The sequence below is a fragment of the Kangiella profundi genome (genome assembly GCF_002838765.1).
GTDB classification, from domain to species: domain Bacteria; phylum Pseudomonadota; class Gammaproteobacteria; order Enterobacterales; family Kangiellaceae; genus Kangiella; species Kangiella profundi.
This window is the reverse complement of the sequence record NZ_CP025120.1, coordinates 2,559,902-2,575,278: the sequence shown is the minus strand read 5'-3', so window position 1 is coordinate 2,575,278 and position 15,377 is coordinate 2,559,902. Positions and strand designations below refer to the sequence as shown.

Genomic DNA, 15,377 nt, shown 5'->3' with positions numbered 1-15,377 from the left:
ATATTTGGAAATGTCACTGGATACCGCGGTCGAGCCGCGGTATGACAAAATAAAAGCTGGAGAGTAAATATTAAGATACTATAAAAAAAAGCGGTTCTTATTAATGAATACAGATCTCTAATTTAGTTAGCACATACAAATCCCCATTTGATTGAGCTGAGTAGTAGCCAAGACATAGCAATTCAAATCGTGGAAGATTTGAATAGTAAAATTCGGGCCATGGATGGAACGTATTTTACGGTGCGCTAAGTGGCTTGGCGGAGACGAAGGAAGTTGAGCGAAACGAAACCTCAATCACGGGGTGGTCTTCTTTTGGTTACTTTTCTTGACCACGCAAGAAAAGTAACTCGCTGAGTAGCGAAAAATATAGTTAAGTGAGGTTATAAGTGTAGAAAAATAACGTTAATCAAAATAAAACTTCAAATCCTCCGGAATCGGCATGGGTTTAAAGGGAGAAACATTGGCACCACCGGTGTTGCCTACGGGATATTTACCGATCAATGAACCTGCAGAGCCGATCATGCGAATAATCTGACCAAATATCTCTCGCAAGTCGATGCGTTTAATACCGATGCGGAACATCCACCAGTGGCTTTTAACGTGACGACCATAAAAAGGCTGGCTGAGAATATGGGCGCGCTCGAAATAACCGAAAGCAGCGTCAAGTTGGCCTTTATAAAACAATAACTTGCCTTGATTAAGCTCGTTGGCAAAAGCGATTTTGAGTTTTTGTGACATGGTTACAACTCCTGGCAGGACCTTACCAATTGTCGTCTTTGAAGAATTGACAGACTAGTTGGTCTGTAGTTAAATAGCAAGCCTTTCATACACGATCTTTCACAAGATTATGCCAATCGCATGCTCTTGAATCATTCAGTCAGGATCGACTATGCCAGAAAATAATACCGTTAAATTTGGTCGTTTCGTTATCAGCCACCCTTGGTTGGTAATCCTTGCTTCAATACTATTGGTTGTAGTAACAACCTATGGTGCACGACTTCTGGAGATTAAGACCGACTATCGCGTCTTTTTCGCCGAAGATAATCCCCAGTTAATTGCCTTTGAAAATATCCAGAATACCTACGATAAGGCCGACAATGCGATGTTTGTGATCACGCCGAAAGAAGGCAGTGTGTTTGATCGCGAAACCTTAAAAAGCATTCATTGGCTGACAGAACAGGCTTGGCAGATACCCTATACCACCCGAGTCGATTCTATTACCAATTACCAGCACACCTGGGTAACGCCGGAAGACGAAGACTATATGCTGGTCGGGGCCTTGCTGTGTATTCCGGATAAATCATCCAATTTTGACAGTGAATGCGAACATGAGTCGGTCACTGAGCAGATGATTGATGACTTGAGCGATGATGAAATTAAACGTCTTCAGGATATCGTGCTACATGAACCTCAGTTAGTGAATCGTGTGATTAACCCCGACTCTAGTGTTACGGCAGTCAATGTGACCGTACAGCTTCCTCAGGATCCGGACTTGGAAGGCTTGGAAGGCAAGGCCTGGAAAGAAAAGAAAATGGAGATTCTGACTGCGGTGACCAAGGTGTCTCAGCATGTTGGTGACTTGCAGGCTGAACTGATGGAGCGTAATCCGAATCTGGAAGTGCGCCTGACTGGCGTGGTGATGATGAACAACACCTTCGCCGAAACGGGCAAGAACGACATGATGACCTTAACCCCAATCATGTTGTTCCTGGTCATTCCGTTAGCACTGTATTTTATGATTCGCAGCACCAGCGGTACGGTTGCCAGCGTCATCATTATCATTTTCTCGATTATGGGTGCGCTTGGCGGTGCTGGATGGTTAGGCATTGCCATGACAGCGCCGATGTTCTCAGTGCCTACGGTGGTGGCAACAATGGCTGTTGCCGACTCGGTGCATCTGCTGGTCACTTTCCTGCAGGGCATGCGTCACGGCATGAGCAAGCAGGATGCGATGGTGGAAAGTATCCGTATTAACATGATGCCGATCTTCCTGACCAGTATCACCACAGTTATTGGCTTCCTGACCATGAACTTCAGTGAAGTTCCACCACTTCGCGATATGGGTAATACCGTAGCGGTAGGGGTCACGCTGGCGTTCATATTCTCGGTTACCTTCCTGCCTGCCATGATGATGCTGTTGCCAGTTAAGGTCAGCGACAAAAAAAGCAAAGGCCATCATTGGATGGATAGCTTTGCCGATTTCGTAGTCAATAAACGCAAAGTCTTGCTGCCAGTGATGGCAGTGATCAGCATCGCCATTATTGCGGCGATTCCGAAGAATGAACTGAACGATGAATTCGTTAAGTACTTTGATGAAAGCATCGACTTCCGTGTAGACTCGGACTATACCGCGGAAAATCTGACCGGTCTGTATACGGCTTTCTACAGTATCGATACTAAGACGGGCAGCGGCATTCATGAACCTGAATTCATGGCCATGCTAAAGGACTTTGTGGAATTTGCCGAGCAACAGCCTGAAGTGCTACACGTACAAAGCTATACCGATGTTATGAAGCGGTTAAACAAAAGTATGAATGGTGATCGTGAGGAATGTTATGCCTTGCCAAAGCCATCATTGGATAAAGGCTGTAATGGGGTATTACTGGAAGATGGCGAAGTAGCCGATTTGGATACCCTGATACGTGAACTCACAGCGCAATACACCCTGATTTATGAGACCTCATTACCACGCGGTATGGATATCAATAATCAGGTCAACAGCGACAAGTCAGGAACCCGAATCCAGATTGCACTGGAAAATCTCTCCAGTGTGCAGGTACTGAATTTGGAAGAACGCTTCAGTCAGTGGTTTGAGAAAAATGCACCCCAGATGGAAATTTCAGGTTCAAGCCCGGCAATCATGTTTGCCCACATTGGACAAAACAATATCTATTCAATGCTGAAAGGTACGGCCTGGGCGTTGGTATTGATATCCTTGCTATTAATATTCGCGTTACGATCCTTAAAGCTTGGTATGTTAAGTCTGATCCCGAATATAGTTCCGATGGCGGTGGCATTTGGTATCTGGGGCTTGTTCCAGGGACAGATTGGCATGGGATTGTCTGTCGTTACCGGCATGACGTTAGGTATCGTTGTAGATGACACGGTGCACTTCCTAAGCAAGTATCTGCGCGCACGTCGTGAGAAAGGTTTAGACAAAGAAGCCGCCGTCAAATACGCTTTCCACACTGTGGGAATGGCATTAACGGTTACCACTATAGTTCTGGTACTCGGCTTCCTGGTATTGGGTATGTCGCACTATGTAATGAACAGCCACATGGGCATTCTAACGGCAATAACATTAGCCGTAGCCCTGATAATCGATTTCTTATTACTCCCACCATTATTGATGCTTGGTGGCAAAAAATTGAAAGATAAAATAGCGAATTAGGAGATACGCATGAAACGAATACTATCAAGTCTATTATTGGTAGCCGCTGCGGTGAGCATGACGACCACTGCTGTTGCCGAAACCCCTGAAGAGAAGGGTTTAGCGATTGCTAAAGAAGCTAAAGCCAGAAACACTGGCTGGGGTGACAGCCAGGCAGACATGACCATGATTCTGCGCGACAAAGGCGGTAATGAAGCCGAGCGAATCGTTAAAGTTAAAAGCCTTGAAGTTAAAGGTGATGGCGATAAAGGTTTAAGTGTGTTTGAACAGCCGCGTGATGTGGAAGGCACTGCTTTTTTAAATTATTCGCATATTGAAGGTAATGATGATCAATGGTTATTCTTACCGGCGTTGAAACGCGTAAAACGAATTTCATCATCCAATAAATCAGGACCCTGGATGGGCAGTGAATTTGCCTATGAAGATTTATCTTCGTTCGAAGTAGAAAAATACGACTATAAATTTTTACGTGATGATGAGTTAAATGGCGAAAAAATGTTTGTGGTTGAAATGGTGCCAACCTATAACAACTCGGGTTACAGCAAAACCATTGCCTGGATCGATCAGGAGCATTATCGCGTTCATCGCATCGAGTTTTTTGACCAGAAAAATGATAAATTGAAAGAACTCAATATGTCAGAGTTCAAACAGTATCTGGACAAGTACTGGCGCGCACATCGTCAGGAAATGGAAAACGTACAAACGGGTAAAAGTACAACGATTATCTGGAAGGACTATGAATTTAATGTGGGCCTATCAGAAGATGACTTTAATAAAAGTAGTCTGAAACGCGCCCGATAAGCAATAATCTTGTGATGGTAAAAGGTAAATCAATGAGTAAAGTAGCGGTAAGAAATCCTGATGCAACCCGGCAAAATATTTTGCAGGTGGCCTTTGAAGAAATTCTTTTAAAAGGTTATCAGGGACTGCGTGTGGATGAAGTATTGAAGCAAACCGGATTTACCAAAGGTGCCTTTTATCATCACTTTAAAAGCAAGAAAGAACTTGGGCATGCCGTCATTGATGAAGTATTGAAGCCGTGGATTCATGAACGCTGGATTGAGCCATTGAAACAGGTTAAAGATCCGATTAATGACCTGATCAAAATGATGAATGATTCGCGCGCAGAAATTAATATTAAGGAATTGCATACCGGCTGCCCCCTAAATAATCTCACACACGAGATGTCACCACTTGATGAGTCATTCCGAGTGCGCATCGTTGCCATATGGGAAATCTGGTACGAAGCCTTGGCGGAAACTTTTGAGCGAGGCCAAGAAGCAGGTATCATCAGAAAAGATGTTAACCCTCATAACATCGCACGATTCTTAATTGCCACCATCGAAGGCATCATCGGCCAATGTAAATGCTATATGAGTGATCAGGCATTTGATGAAGCTGGTAAGTGTTTACAGGAATATGTGAAGACGTTAAGGGCGTAAGGAATTCATTCAGTACTGTAGTAAGTTGTCTTAATGGAATAAATGATAATTATGAGAATAAAAATATACAGAGCACTAGCTTCGGTTTTGGGTACAGGGTTGATCTGCTTTGGACTATATAGTTTCTCGTTACCTGTGAATACAATACCCGAGTATACAATGCCTTTTACATTCCTTATGTTTGGGTACTTTATGCTTGAGTTTGCGATTACAGGTAAAAGTCGTTTGAATAGATTTCTAAGAAAATAATAAATTACCCAAGCAATTTAAAAGAAAATACAAAGGATAGAATACAATAATCAAAATAGAAGGATAATATAGCTAATGTATAAAAAAATAATGATCACTTCCACAGCTCTTCTAATATTAATACTAGTCAGTAATTGGACCTTAATATTAAACCCTAAGTACAAAATGTATGAGCTATTAATGAAGTCAGATAACCATACCATTTATAGTGAGTGGCAAATTGACTATCTTGTCTTTAGAAATGTTGATTTAGAATATAAGCCATATAATGATATTTCGTTATTACAATTAGCGATCTCAAAGTGTAATTTGGAGCTATTAAATAAAATTAACCCAATAACCACCAAAGAACAGAAGTTAATAGCAATTAATTATGCGGAAGAAATCTATGATAACTTTCAATGCCCAAAATATGCCCAGAATGTTCGCAATATTTTTGGAAATAATAATGCACTCTGACACCATTAATTTGCTATTAATTTCTTAAAAATACTTGGAGGTGATTGTGAGTAAATTAGCAAAGAAAATAATTCTATTGTTATTAATTATCAATGCACTATTCATCATCTTAAGGATTCCTCAGGTGTTGTTATACCCTACTGACGAGCTCTATTATGAATTAGCAAAAGCAAACAGTTCGTATTCTAATATGAAAGTGAAAATACTCATGAAACTGGGTGCAGATCCAGCGGAGCAAATATTTCCGGCGGAAATTTATAATGAATCTGAATATGGTTTTGGTTTGTTGAGAGCTATTGAGAACTCAAGGATAGAAATAATACCTATTCTTATTGCAGATTATTCTGAGGCGCAAAAGAAACGGGCTATAGATGTTGCTTCTAAAGATCAGAAAGTTAAGCAGCTGGTTATAAATTTAATGAACAAGTGATAAGTTGTAATATTGGAATTATACATTTTATTAGCTCAAGCTCACTCTACCTTCCCTTCATAGAAATGTTTGGCTTAATCATAACTGGAAGTTTAACTGAGTCAATAAAGGCAAATCAGTCCATCTTTCTCAACGACTTATAAATCGGTTTCAGTCGTTGATACATTTTTTTGTACACTTTTTCGTAAAGTTCCTGATAGCGTTCAACGTTTAGCGGGATTGGCTGGAAGGTTTCACCTTTGTGGCACATGGCTTTTACCGCGTCCTGATAATTGTCAAAAAGACCAATACCAACCGCAGCGTTGATGGCTGCGCCGAGTGCTGAGGTTTCGTAGGTGTGTGGGCGAGTGGCTGGCAGATTAAAAATGTCGGCAGTCAGCTGCATGGCGACATCACTTTGTGAACCACCACCGGAAACCATCAGTTCATCGATCGGATGCTTGGTTCGAAGTTGAATCGATTCTTTACCATCCCTTAAACCGTAAGCTATGCCTTCCAGAATCGCACGATAAACATGAGCGCGAGTATGGCCATCATGAAAACCGATAATGGCGCCGCGCGCTTCTGGCCCTGGGACTTTGACGCCTGGTGACCAGTAGGGCTGCAGCATGAGACCATCGGAACCGGGCGGGATTTTCGAAATGGCTTCATCGAGTAGCTGCTCGGCTGATACGCCCATTTCTACAGATAAATCCTGCTCGCGATGTCCAAACTGTTCTTTAAACCAGCTGACCATCCAGTAGCCGCGATAGATTTGATACTCAATGGTGTAGGCATCGGTCACGGTAGAAGGATAGGGTGGAATAAAGCGCAATGGTTCGATGTAACGCTGGCTGGTTACGTTAATGGTGGCGGTGGTGCCGTAACTAAGACAGGCCTGATGATCCGCAATACAGCCGCTACCTAATACTTCTGAGGCTTTGTCGGCTCCGGAGGCTATGACTGGAAGACCTGGTGGCAAACCGGTTGCTTCGCTGGCTCCTTGGCTGATGTGACCAATCAGCTCTCCGGGTTTCACTAATTCCGGCAGCATCTCGAGTTCAATTGGAGCTATCTGCCACTTCCAGCTATTGGATTTTTCCCAGCGGTGGTGCTTGTAATCAAAGGGGATGTAGCCAACCTGCGAAGCAGTTGAATCTTTGAATTCTCCGGTGAGCTTATAGTTGAGATAGCCAGACATCATCAGGTACTTATCGGTTTTGCGCCAGATATCGGGTTGATGATGGGCAATCCAGGCCGCCTGGCAGCGAGTCTGGAAATTCTTAATAGTATCGCTGACTCCAACCAGTTTGAACAGATAGGGCCAAATGCCGGTTAAAGGTTTAATGGAGTCTAGTTCACGCTGATCAGTCCAGATAATGGCCGGCCTAAGAGGTTCGCCATTGGCATCAAGATTGACCACGGTATTACGAAGCGTCGTGACTGACACGGCCTGAATGCTGGACAAATCTACATTGGGCTGGCGAGAAAGTTTATGACACGCACGACACAAACTATTCCAGAAAACCTGAGGATCCTGTTCAGACCAACCGGGGTGATCGCTGTAATAGTCTAGAGGAATTTGCGCCTTGGCGACAATCTGACCCTGCATATCAAACAAGATGGCGCGCAGGCTTTGCGTACCATTGTCGATTGCGAGCAGGGTCTTGTCAGTCATTAATGGCCTATTCCAGAGTGTTTTAGTAAGGGTTCAACCGAAGGTTCACGACCGCGGAAGGCTTTGAATAAATCAGCGGGTTCTTCAGAACCACCTTTTTCCAAAATATGATGCAGAAAGTCCTGTCCAACTTGAGGATTAAAGATACCTTCCTCCTCAAAGCGTGAGAAAGCATCTGCCGACAGAACTTCTGCCCATTTATAACTATAGTAGCCTGCCGCATAGCCGCCTGCAAAGATATGGCTGAAGCTGTGCTGGAAGCGGTTAAATGCCGGTGGCTTAATGACAGACACTCTTTTACGTACTTCGTCTAGCGCATGCTGAATTGGGTTGTCTTGAGACAGATCCAACTCAGTATGAATTTCAAAGTCAAACAGCGAGAATTCCAGCTGGCGTACCATCTGCATCGCTGACTGGAAGTTCTTGGCGGCAAGTAATTTTTCGAGTTTGTCTGCAGGTAGACCTTCACCGGTTTCATAATGCTTGGCGATTTTGTCGAGCCCTTCTTTAACCCAGCAGAAGTTTTCCAGGAACTGGCTTGGTAGTTCAACGGCATCCCAAGGCACACCGTTAATTCCAGATACCGAAGCATATTCAATCTGCGTCAGCATATGGTGCAGGCCATGCCCAAACTCATGGAACAGCGTGGTGACTTCATCATGAGTGAATAGCGCTGGTTTACCGCCCACTGGGCTATTGAAATTACAGGTCAGGAAGGCAACCGGTTTTTGAATGCCATCCTGAGTGCGACGACGACCAATACAGTCCGCCATCCAGGCTCCGCCACGCTTGTTTTTGCGGGCATAAAGATCAAAGTAGAAGCTGGCAATATGCTGATTATCAGCATTATAGATGTCATAGAAACGCACATCTGGATGCCAGATATCAACGTCATCACGCTGCTCAAAACGGATATTAAACAACTGACCGGTGATATCGAATAACCCTTTAATGACTTGGGGTTCTGGGAACCAGGGGCGCAATTCTTCCTGCGAAATGGTGTACTTTTCCATACGTAGTTTTTCGCTGTAGTAAGCAATATCCCAGGCCTCAAGATGGTCTAGGCCATGTTTGTCCTTGGCATAAGCTTCTAATTCAGCCAGTTCGGCCTGCGCCTGTGGGTGAGATTTGTCGGCCAGGTTTTTCAAGAAGTCGATAACCTGCTGCGGATCCTGAGCCATTTTGGTGGCCAACGATAACTCAGCATAGTTCTTGAAATCCAGAAGCTCAGCCAGTTCCTGGCGCAAAGCAAGAATTTCCGGCATCAATGAAGAATTGTCGAACTCTCCAGCATTAGGACCTTGATCGGAAGCACGGGTCGAAAATGCCGTATAGACTTCCTTGCGCAGCTCGCGGTCACTGGCATGCATCATTACTGGTAAATATGAAGGAAAATCGAGCGTTATACGATAACCCTCAAATTCCGCCATCTTGGCGGTTTGTTGTGCAGCTTCAATGGCAGACTCAGGAAGTCCTTCCAGCGCGGCAGCATCCTTGAAATCCTTGTGCCAGGCCATAGTCGCATCCAAAAGGTTTTGTTCAAACTTGGAGGTAAGTTCTGACAGTCGTAATTGAATTTCGCCATAACGCTTTTGTTTGTCTTTTGGCAAGGCCACACCCGACAATTTAAAATCGCGTAAATCATCTTTCAGGATCTTGCGTTGAACTTTATCGAGCTTTAAGTCATCAGCTTTATCGTTGAGATTTTCGATGGTTTGATAAAGTCCCTGATGTTGGCCCATCTCAGTTCCGTATTCGGATAACAAAGGCAAACAGCTATTATAGGCATCACGAATCTCAGGAGAATTGACTGTTGCCTGCATATGGCTGATTGGTGACCAGGCACGATCCAGGCGATCACCAATTTCCTCCATGGGTAGAACAAAGTTCTCCCAGGTAACCGAGTCTTTATCAAGCGAATCAATCAGTTCATTAATCTGTTTACGGCTGTCATCAATAATCGTTTTGATAGCCTCCTGCATATGTGAAGGCTGAATTTTAGAAAATGGCGGTAAGCCATGAAGATGAAGTAACGGATTAGTCATTGGTTAACCTTTAGGAATCTTTGTTACGAGAATATTTATCACGCTGATGATAGGAATACAGTTTTGCTTCTTTCAGGAATGCATAGTTGGCTGCTTGTTTAGAAAGAATATATCCACGCAGACCTGCTAGACAATAGCGATAAATAATAAAAAAACGAATGAACTCAAGGGTGGATATTAGTAAGAGCTTAAGACGCGATGGCCTTTTACCTTTGTTGAATTTTTCCTGAGCTTTTAACGTTGAATAGTATTCATATTTACGATTAATTGTTTCAATATCCGAATAGCCATAATGATTAAAATATGCGGATGTATGTTTGATTTTACCCTTAACACCAGGGCCCTCATGGACAAGGTTATCTAAGTGATATTGAGTATGTTGTTTAAGGAATAACCGGATATTAGTTGGCAGGCGAATGTATGATGGAAGAAATTTCTCCAAAAACAAATCGTTGCGCCGAAATTTTAAAGCGACATAGGTACTTTGTTGGATAAAGGTCCTTGTCGCTTCTAATACTTCAGGTGTAATTTCCTCATCAGCATCCAAGTTAAACACCCAGTCATGCTTGCATAAGGACATGGCATATTGTTTTTGTCTGGCATAACCCGGCCAGTCATTATGAACAACTGTAGCGCCTAGAGACTCGGCAATAGTTTTTGTGTTATCGGTACTGCCACTATCAACAACAATGACTTCAGCAAAATCTTTGCAGCTATTAATAGCGCGAGCAATATGCTGCTCTTCGTTTTGTGCAATGATAAAGACGCTGACTGGGATTTTAGTATTCATAAACCGACTGCCATTATTTATGTGGTGTATGCCGTACCACTTCAATAATTTCAGTGGTAGAAATGGATGGTGTACGAGGTAAGTATTTCACGTCGCAGAATTGCTTCATTTCATCAAATTTGCCTTGCCAGTCATCACCCATAACAAGCAAGTCAGCATTATACTGTTGGATATATTCCGCTTTCTTTTCCAGTGACTCCTCTAAAAATACAAAGTCGACACATGTCAGTGCACTCAAGATATGCATACGATCTTCTTCCGAATAAATTGGATAACGACCTTTCTTCTCAAAATTAAGCTGGTCAGAAGATACGCCTACGTAAAGCTCTGTGCCCATGGCGCGTGCACGCTCAAGAATATTGACGTGACCAACATGAAAGACATCGAATGTACCAAAAGTGATGACGCGCATAAGCTGTCCTATGAATGACTGAGTAAGAAGTTTGCAACACGTTTTGACGCCTGTCCATCGACAGCACCTACAATCTGCTCAATATATTTGAGGCGCTGACTCTCAAAGAGCTTGGGGTTCTTGAGGTTATTTTCAACAGCAGACTTGAGTTCACGATAATGGTGAATGTTGGTACCGATTTCTTTGAACAGCTGGTAATCATCAGATAAGCGTTTTTGCAGTCGGAATTTGAGGAAGCCCCAGTAGCCTACTCGTAACTTTAGAAAGTGGCCAACAATTACCGGTTTATTCAGCGCCATAAATTCAAATAAAGCGGATGAGGTTTCGCTAATCATCAGATCGGCTGTAGCCATAAACGGGAGCAGACTTTGCTCTTCGGGACTGGCGAGGTACACATTGGGGTAGTTTTTCCAATGCTCGAATAACTCGCGTTGTTTTTTATAGGCTGATTTTATTAAAGACAAGTAGTGCGGTTTTATCAAGATATTGTAATCAGCAAATTGTTCCGGCCAATCTTTGGGGAAGTTCTCAATTGTGCTCGGATAAAAGGTCGGAGAATAAAGAATCGTCGGTTTATCGGGAACCAGGCCTTTGTCTGCTAAGTTGATAACTTCACTTGTACCATTAACTAGCGGATCAAGCTTAGTATAGCCGGTGGTGATGAAGGTTTTTTCGGGATAGAGCTGTTGCAGAGTTTTCTTGCGGTATTCGGACTCAACAAAACGAAACTGGATGGGGCTGGACGAGGCGTTGTAATAGGTCGACTTTGGTCCAAGTCCATGCAGGATAAGGGCTGTTTTGGTATGTTTATTGAGCTGCTCGGCAATCTCTGCAGCATGTCCAAACACTATCCAGTCAGGCTGTTGAGCAATATAGAAACTCACTAAATTATCTTCATTGATAATATGTATTTCAGCAACGGGTGCTAATTGAGTTCTAATAGCTGCAGGTGGTTCACTATGAAAGACAATGCCCAGCTCAGCACCTTTGGCCTTCAGTTCTTCAAGAACGGGGCTAAAGTGTGGCAGATAATAGAGATAGGCTACATCGAATAGTATTTTCACGTAACAACCTGCGCTTTATATGACAATTAAAACCTTTATAATCGACGCATTATAGCGAAAAAACAGAAACTTATGTCCAACAATATCAAACATTACGACTTCCTGGCGATTGGCGCTGGCAGTGGCGGCATTGCTTCGGCTAACCGGGCAGCCATCCGTGGAGCAAAGGCTGCTGTGATTGAAGCAAAGTCTGTTGGTGGAACCTGCGTCAACGTTGGCTGTGTACCTAAAAAGGTCATGTGGTATGGCGCTCATATAGCAGAAGCCATTAAATACAGCGAAGCCTACGGGTTTGATTTAGAGCAAACGGGTTTTGACTGGTCGCGGCTGGTTAAGAACCGTGAAGCCTACATTGAGCGCATACACGGTGCTTATCATCGTGGATTTGAGTCAAATGGCGTGGATTTCATTGAGGGATATGCCCGTTTTATTGATGAGCATACGGTTGAAGTGAATGGTGAAAAAATATCAGCTGATCATATCGTCATAGCGGTCGGTGGTCGCTCGATCATTCCAGATGTGCCTGGAGCCAAGCACGGCATCGATTCCGATGGTTTTTTTGCATTGGAAGAGCGTCCGAAGAAAGCATTGGTTGTTGGCGCAGGCTATATCGCTGTTGAGATTGCCGGTGTGCTGCATGCTTTAGGAGCCAATGCTCATTTACTGGTGCGAAAAGATCGCCCGTTAAGGTATTTTGACCGGGATATAACCGATGCTTTATTGGACAGACTCAAACAGGATGGGCCGGTTCTTCACACCCATACTGAGGTCAGCAAAATTGAAAAGGACGACAAAGGTTTATTACAGGTTCACACCAACAAAGGCTGTATCGAAAATGTAGACTGCCTGATTTGGGCAATTGGCCGTGAGCCGGCGACTGATGATTTGGGGCTGGAGGCAGCTGGAGTAAAGGCTGATGAAAAAGGGTTCATTGCTACAGATAAATACCAGCAGACTAATGTTGAGCGAATTTACGCAGTTGGCGATATTACCGGCGAAGCACAACTCACGCCAGTGGCCATTAAAGCCGCGCGTTTATTGGCAGAACGATTATTCAACCCGGCCATGCCTAACGCTCATATGGATTATAGTCAGATCCCAACCATTGTGTTTTCGCACCCTCCCATCGGTAGCCTTGGTCTCACAGAGGATGAGGCGGTTGAAAAGTATGGCGCGGAAGACATCAAGGTTTATAAATCTCAGTTTGCTGCCATGTATAACGCGGTTACCCCTCATCGAGCCATAAGTACCTTCAAACTGGTATGCCAGGGAACAAATGAAAAGGTTGTTGGTATTCATGGGATTGGTGAAGGAATGGATGAGATCTTGCAGGGCTTCGCTGTAGCCATGAAAATGGGTGCAACAAAGGCCGACTTTGATGCCACTGTTGCGATTCATCCAACTTCAGCTGAAGAGTTTGTAACTTTACGATAAAAGAAATGCGCTCCTAGAGCGCATTTCTTTTGAGTCAAATTACAAACGGGTGACTTTGAAGCCTTTTTGCTCTAGATAATAATTAACGCTTTTTTCGCCACCGTAGTGGGCTGCGCCTACCACAGCAAAGACAGCCTTACCTTGTTCCAGTAGTTCAGCGATGCCGTCAGCCATACCCTGGTTTCGTTCGTACAGGAAGAGATCCATAAAGGCATTGTAGTCTTCATCAGAGATTCCCTGATCCTTGGCAGACATTTCTGATTCAGCCAGGAATGCTTCGACGTCACCGGTTTTCCAGGCATTGACCAGCTTTTCGGTAGCACCTTCTTCTCGGGTAACGGTCGACAGTAGCATCAGGTCCTGAAGATGAGCTGGCATACCATCAAGCATTGCTAGTTGTGAGTCGAAACTTTCAAGCTCAACGATTGATTTTTTGCCTTTGGCTTCATTTAAGAAATGCATGTCAATGCCGAGTTGTTCCTTATAACCTGATTGCTGCATTGCCAAAGCTTCTAAGGTCATGGCTGCAAACCAGGGCTCAAAAGAGCTGAACATTTGGCATGGAGAGCGGGTTTTAGTGCAGTATTCGTCGTATTTCTCAGCAGTTGTTTCAGATAGATGTTCTTTTAAGGGTTTGTCTGGGTCAATGGCCATCTTTTGAACGGTTTGGGCAATTTCCATCTGATTGAGGTTAGTCATATCGATTTCTACCACCAGAACATCGCTATCAGAGAATGCGCTGCGAATATGTTCGGGTAGTGGGTACATGCTTGAGTCGCCCATATGGATTGAGCCAAACAAATATGACGTTACGCCATTGTGTTCAACTTTCCAGATAGCAGGGTCATAGTTGGGCTCAGTAACTGCTTTGGTTTCTGGCTTGGTTTCAGGCTCAAGCTGACGGCTCTCTGGAGGATTAGGGTTAACCTGTTCCAAGGGCTGTTGTTCATCATTAGCTACTGTAGGCTGAGATTCGCTTGTGTCAAAATACTTCTTAGCAAAATAGCCAACTCCGATGCCTGCCAGCAACAGCAGCAGGCCGATGAAAATGATACGGGCTGTTTTATTCATGGATCACTCCTTGTTCTTTATTTTAGCTTTGATAGCAGAAACTAATGCATCGCAGGATGCCTGACCGCCATGCCTGAAAAAGAGAGACGGTTCAATCAGCTCCATTTCGTTCAGGTAGGGTGTTCCCGCCGGGTCGTGTAAAAAATCAATACGAGCGTACAGTAAACTATCTTCAGAAGCCGGTAAATAGTGGTCACAAACATAAGCCATCGCTTTAGTGGCCAGCTCGATTTCTGCTTCGCTCAGCTGGTAGGGAAAGTCGCTGGCACCATAATCATCCTGAACTCTAAAATCACCCTGCACCGGAACTTTGCGGGTACCGTGGCTGAGTTGATTATTAAAGAAAATACCAGATGTTTCACCAAAGCTCTCAACCGTAGCCAGATAGGGCTGTAATACCAAATCTTCTGATGTCACCAGACGGTCAATGTGAGCCTGAGCAGCGGCTAAACCTTTCTCGTCTGTGTCAAAGCGGCAACACTCCCGAGCATTAGCTCCTATTAGTGGCTTGATAAATCCTTTCTGCCAGCCCTTGGCCTGCATGATTTCTTTAATATTATAGCCCTGACCACGATCGAGCCAGACGGATGGCGCAATTTGAACACCGTTCTGTTCCAGTTCTCGCAGGTAACTTTTATGGCTGTTCCAATGAATGATGGGCTCTGGGTTGTAAAGACGAGTCTGCTGACTTACGGTTTTGATCCACAGTGTGAATTCGTCGAAACGTTCCTGATAATCCCAGGTAGTGCGAATTAGACACAAGTCGTAATTAGACCAGTCTGTATTACTGTCCCATGGCACCACATCAAATTCTATACCGGCATTAGTCAGCGCCTTAAAAAAAGGTTGGTCATCCTGCTCCCAGTCGGGAAGGTTATGACGAGTCGCGATGGCTATCTTCATTGAGTAAAGTTAAGACAAGTTATAAGGCCG

General features: G+C 44.0%; 14 protein-coding genes. 6 read left to right on the top strand and 8 right to left on the bottom strand.

The genetic code is table 11. The annotated features are described in order from the left end of the window. Positions 1–402: 402 nt before the first annotated feature. Entirely contained in the window at positions 403–738 is a 336-nt protein-coding gene (locus tag CW740_RS12010) for a DUF3703 domain-containing protein (RefSeq protein WP_106647753.1), read from the bottom strand. Positions 739–889: 151 nt separating this feature from the next. Between CW740_RS12010 and CW740_RS12005 the strand changes: the two genes are divergently transcribed. From CW740_RS12005 to CW740_RS11985, 5 genes are all read left to right on the top strand, one after another. Beyond that, positions 890–3,391 carry an efflux RND transporter permease subunit gene (locus CW740_RS12005; RefSeq protein WP_106647750.1) on the top strand — a complete coding sequence of 834 codons (2,502 nt, stop codon included), beginning with the start codon at positions 890–892 and terminating at the stop codon, positions 3,389–3,391. A 9-nt stretch (positions 3,392–3,400) separates the two neighbouring features. Continuing rightward, on the top strand, positions 3,401–4,192 hold the full coding sequence (locus CW740_RS12000; RefSeq protein WP_106647748.1) for an outer membrane lipoprotein-sorting protein: 792 nt from the start codon (positions 3,401–3,403) through the stop codon (positions 4,190–4,192). A 32-nt stretch (positions 4,193–4,224) separates the two neighbouring features. After that, positions 4,225–4,833 (top strand): TetR/AcrR family transcriptional regulator, encoded by a 609-nt coding sequence (locus CW740_RS11995; protein WP_227523866.1) that lies wholly within the window; start codon positions 4,225–4,227, stop codon positions 4,831–4,833. Positions 4,834–5,262: 429 nt separating this feature from the next. Next, positions 5,263–5,541 (top strand): hypothetical protein, encoded by a 279-nt coding sequence (locus CW740_RS11990; RefSeq protein ID WP_157826422.1) that lies wholly within the window; start codon positions 5,263–5,265, stop codon positions 5,539–5,541. Positions 5,542–5,587: 46 nt separating this feature from the next. Continuing rightward, positions 5,588–5,971 (top strand): hypothetical protein, encoded by a 384-nt coding sequence (locus CW740_RS11985; protein WP_106647740.1) that lies wholly within the window; start codon positions 5,588–5,590, stop codon positions 5,969–5,971. 115 nt (positions 5,972–6,086) lie between these two features. Here the strand turns inward: CW740_RS11985 and CW740_RS11980 are convergent, their stop codons facing one another. The 5 genes from CW740_RS11980 to CW740_RS11960 are packed head-to-tail and all read right to left on the bottom strand — an operon-like array spanning position 6,087 to position 11,939. Then, the gene (locus CW740_RS11980; RefSeq protein ID WP_106647738.1) at positions 6,087–7,628 is read right to left on the bottom strand and encodes an FGGY-family carbohydrate kinase; all 1,542 of its coding nucleotides are present in this window, start codon (positions 7,626–7,628) and stop codon (positions 6,087–6,089) included. Then, the gene (prlC, locus tag CW740_RS11975; RefSeq protein WP_106647734.1) at positions 7,628–9,673 is read right to left on the bottom strand and encodes an oligopeptidase A; all 2,046 of its coding nucleotides are present in this window, start codon (positions 9,671–9,673) and stop codon (positions 7,628–7,630) included. The genes CW740_RS11980 and prlC overlap by 1 nt, the downstream gene beginning before the upstream one ends. A 10-nt stretch (positions 9,674–9,683) precedes the next feature. Then, positions 9,684–10,463: a glycosyltransferase family 2 protein gene (locus CW740_RS11970; protein ID WP_106647732.1), complete on the bottom strand. Its 780-nt coding sequence runs from the start codon at positions 10,461–10,463 to the stop codon at positions 9,684–9,686. A 13-nt stretch (positions 10,464–10,476) separates the two neighbouring features. Beyond that, entirely contained in the window at positions 10,477–10,875 is a 399-nt protein-coding gene (locus CW740_RS11965; RefSeq protein WP_106647730.1) for an adenylyltransferase/cytidyltransferase family protein, read from the bottom strand. 8 nt (positions 10,876–10,883) lie between these two features. Then, positions 10,884–11,939 carry a CDP-glycerol glycerophosphotransferase family protein gene (locus CW740_RS11960; protein ID WP_106647728.1) on the bottom strand — a complete coding sequence of 352 codons (1,056 nt, stop codon included), beginning with the start codon at positions 11,937–11,939 and terminating at the stop codon, positions 10,884–10,886. Between the two features lie 72 nt (positions 11,940–12,011). On the opposite strand from CW740_RS11960, the gene gorA reads away from it, so the two are divergent. Further along, on the top strand, positions 12,012–13,373 hold the full coding sequence (gene gorA / locus CW740_RS11955; protein ID WP_106647726.1) for a glutathione-disulfide reductase: 1,362 nt from the start codon (positions 12,012–12,014) through the stop codon (positions 13,371–13,373). Between the two features lie 39 nt (positions 13,374–13,412). Here the strand turns inward: gorA and CW740_RS11950 are convergent, their stop codons facing one another. Beyond that, on the bottom strand, positions 13,413–14,444 hold the full coding sequence (locus CW740_RS11950; protein WP_106647723.1) for a TraB/GumN family protein: 1,032 nt from the start codon (positions 14,442–14,444) through the stop codon (positions 13,413–13,415). 3 nt (positions 14,445–14,447) lie between these two features. Next, positions 14,448–15,347, bottom strand: coding sequence for an ATP-grasp domain-containing protein (locus tag CW740_RS11945; RefSeq protein ID WP_106647721.1), 900 nt, complete (start codon positions 15,345–15,347; stop codon positions 14,448–14,450). Positions 15,348–15,377 lie beyond the last annotated feature (30 nt).

Bases quoted from the DNA above. Each gene is read 5' to 3' on its own strand.
- CW740_RS12010 (WP_106647753.1), bottom strand. From the start codon at position 738: ATGTCACAAAAACTCAAAATCGCTTTTGCCAACGAGCTTAATCAAGGC.
- CW740_RS12005 (WP_106647750.1), top strand. From the start codon at position 890: ATGCCAGAAAATAATACCGTTAAATTTGGTCGTTTCGTTATCAGCCAC.
- CW740_RS12000 (WP_106647748.1), top strand. From the start codon at position 3,401: ATGAAACGAATACTATCAAGTCTATTATTGGTAGCCGCTGCGGTGAGC.
- CW740_RS11995 (WP_227523866.1), top strand. From the start codon at position 4,225: ATGAGTAAAGTAGCGGTAAGAAATCCTGATGCAACCCGGCAAAATATT.
- CW740_RS11990 (WP_157826422.1), top strand. From the start codon at position 5,263: ATGAAGTCAGATAACCATACCATTTATAGTGAGTGGCAAATTGACTAT.
- CW740_RS11980 (WP_106647738.1), bottom strand. From the start codon at position 7,628: ATGACTGACAAGACCCTGCTCGCAATCGACAATGGTACGCAAAGCCTG.
- prlC (WP_106647734.1), bottom strand. From the start codon at position 9,673: ATGACTAATCCGTTACTTCATCTTCATGGCTTACCGCCATTTTCTAAA.
- CW740_RS11970 (WP_106647732.1), bottom strand. From the start codon at position 10,463: ATGAATACTAAAATCCCAGTCAGCGTCTTTATCATTGCACAAAACGAA.
- CW740_RS11965 (WP_106647730.1), bottom strand. From the start codon at position 10,875: ATGCGCGTCATCACTTTTGGTACATTCGATGTCTTTCATGTTGGTCAC.
- gorA (WP_106647726.1), top strand. From the start codon at position 12,012: ATGTCCAACAATATCAAACATTACGACTTCCTGGCGATTGGCGCTGGC.
- CW740_RS11950 (WP_106647723.1), bottom strand. From the start codon at position 14,444: ATGAATAAAACAGCCCGTATCATTTTCATCGGCCTGCTGCTGTTGCTG.
- CW740_RS11945 (WP_106647721.1), bottom strand. From the start codon at position 15,347: ATGAAGATAGCCATCGCGACTCGTCATAACCTTCCCGACTGGGAGCAG.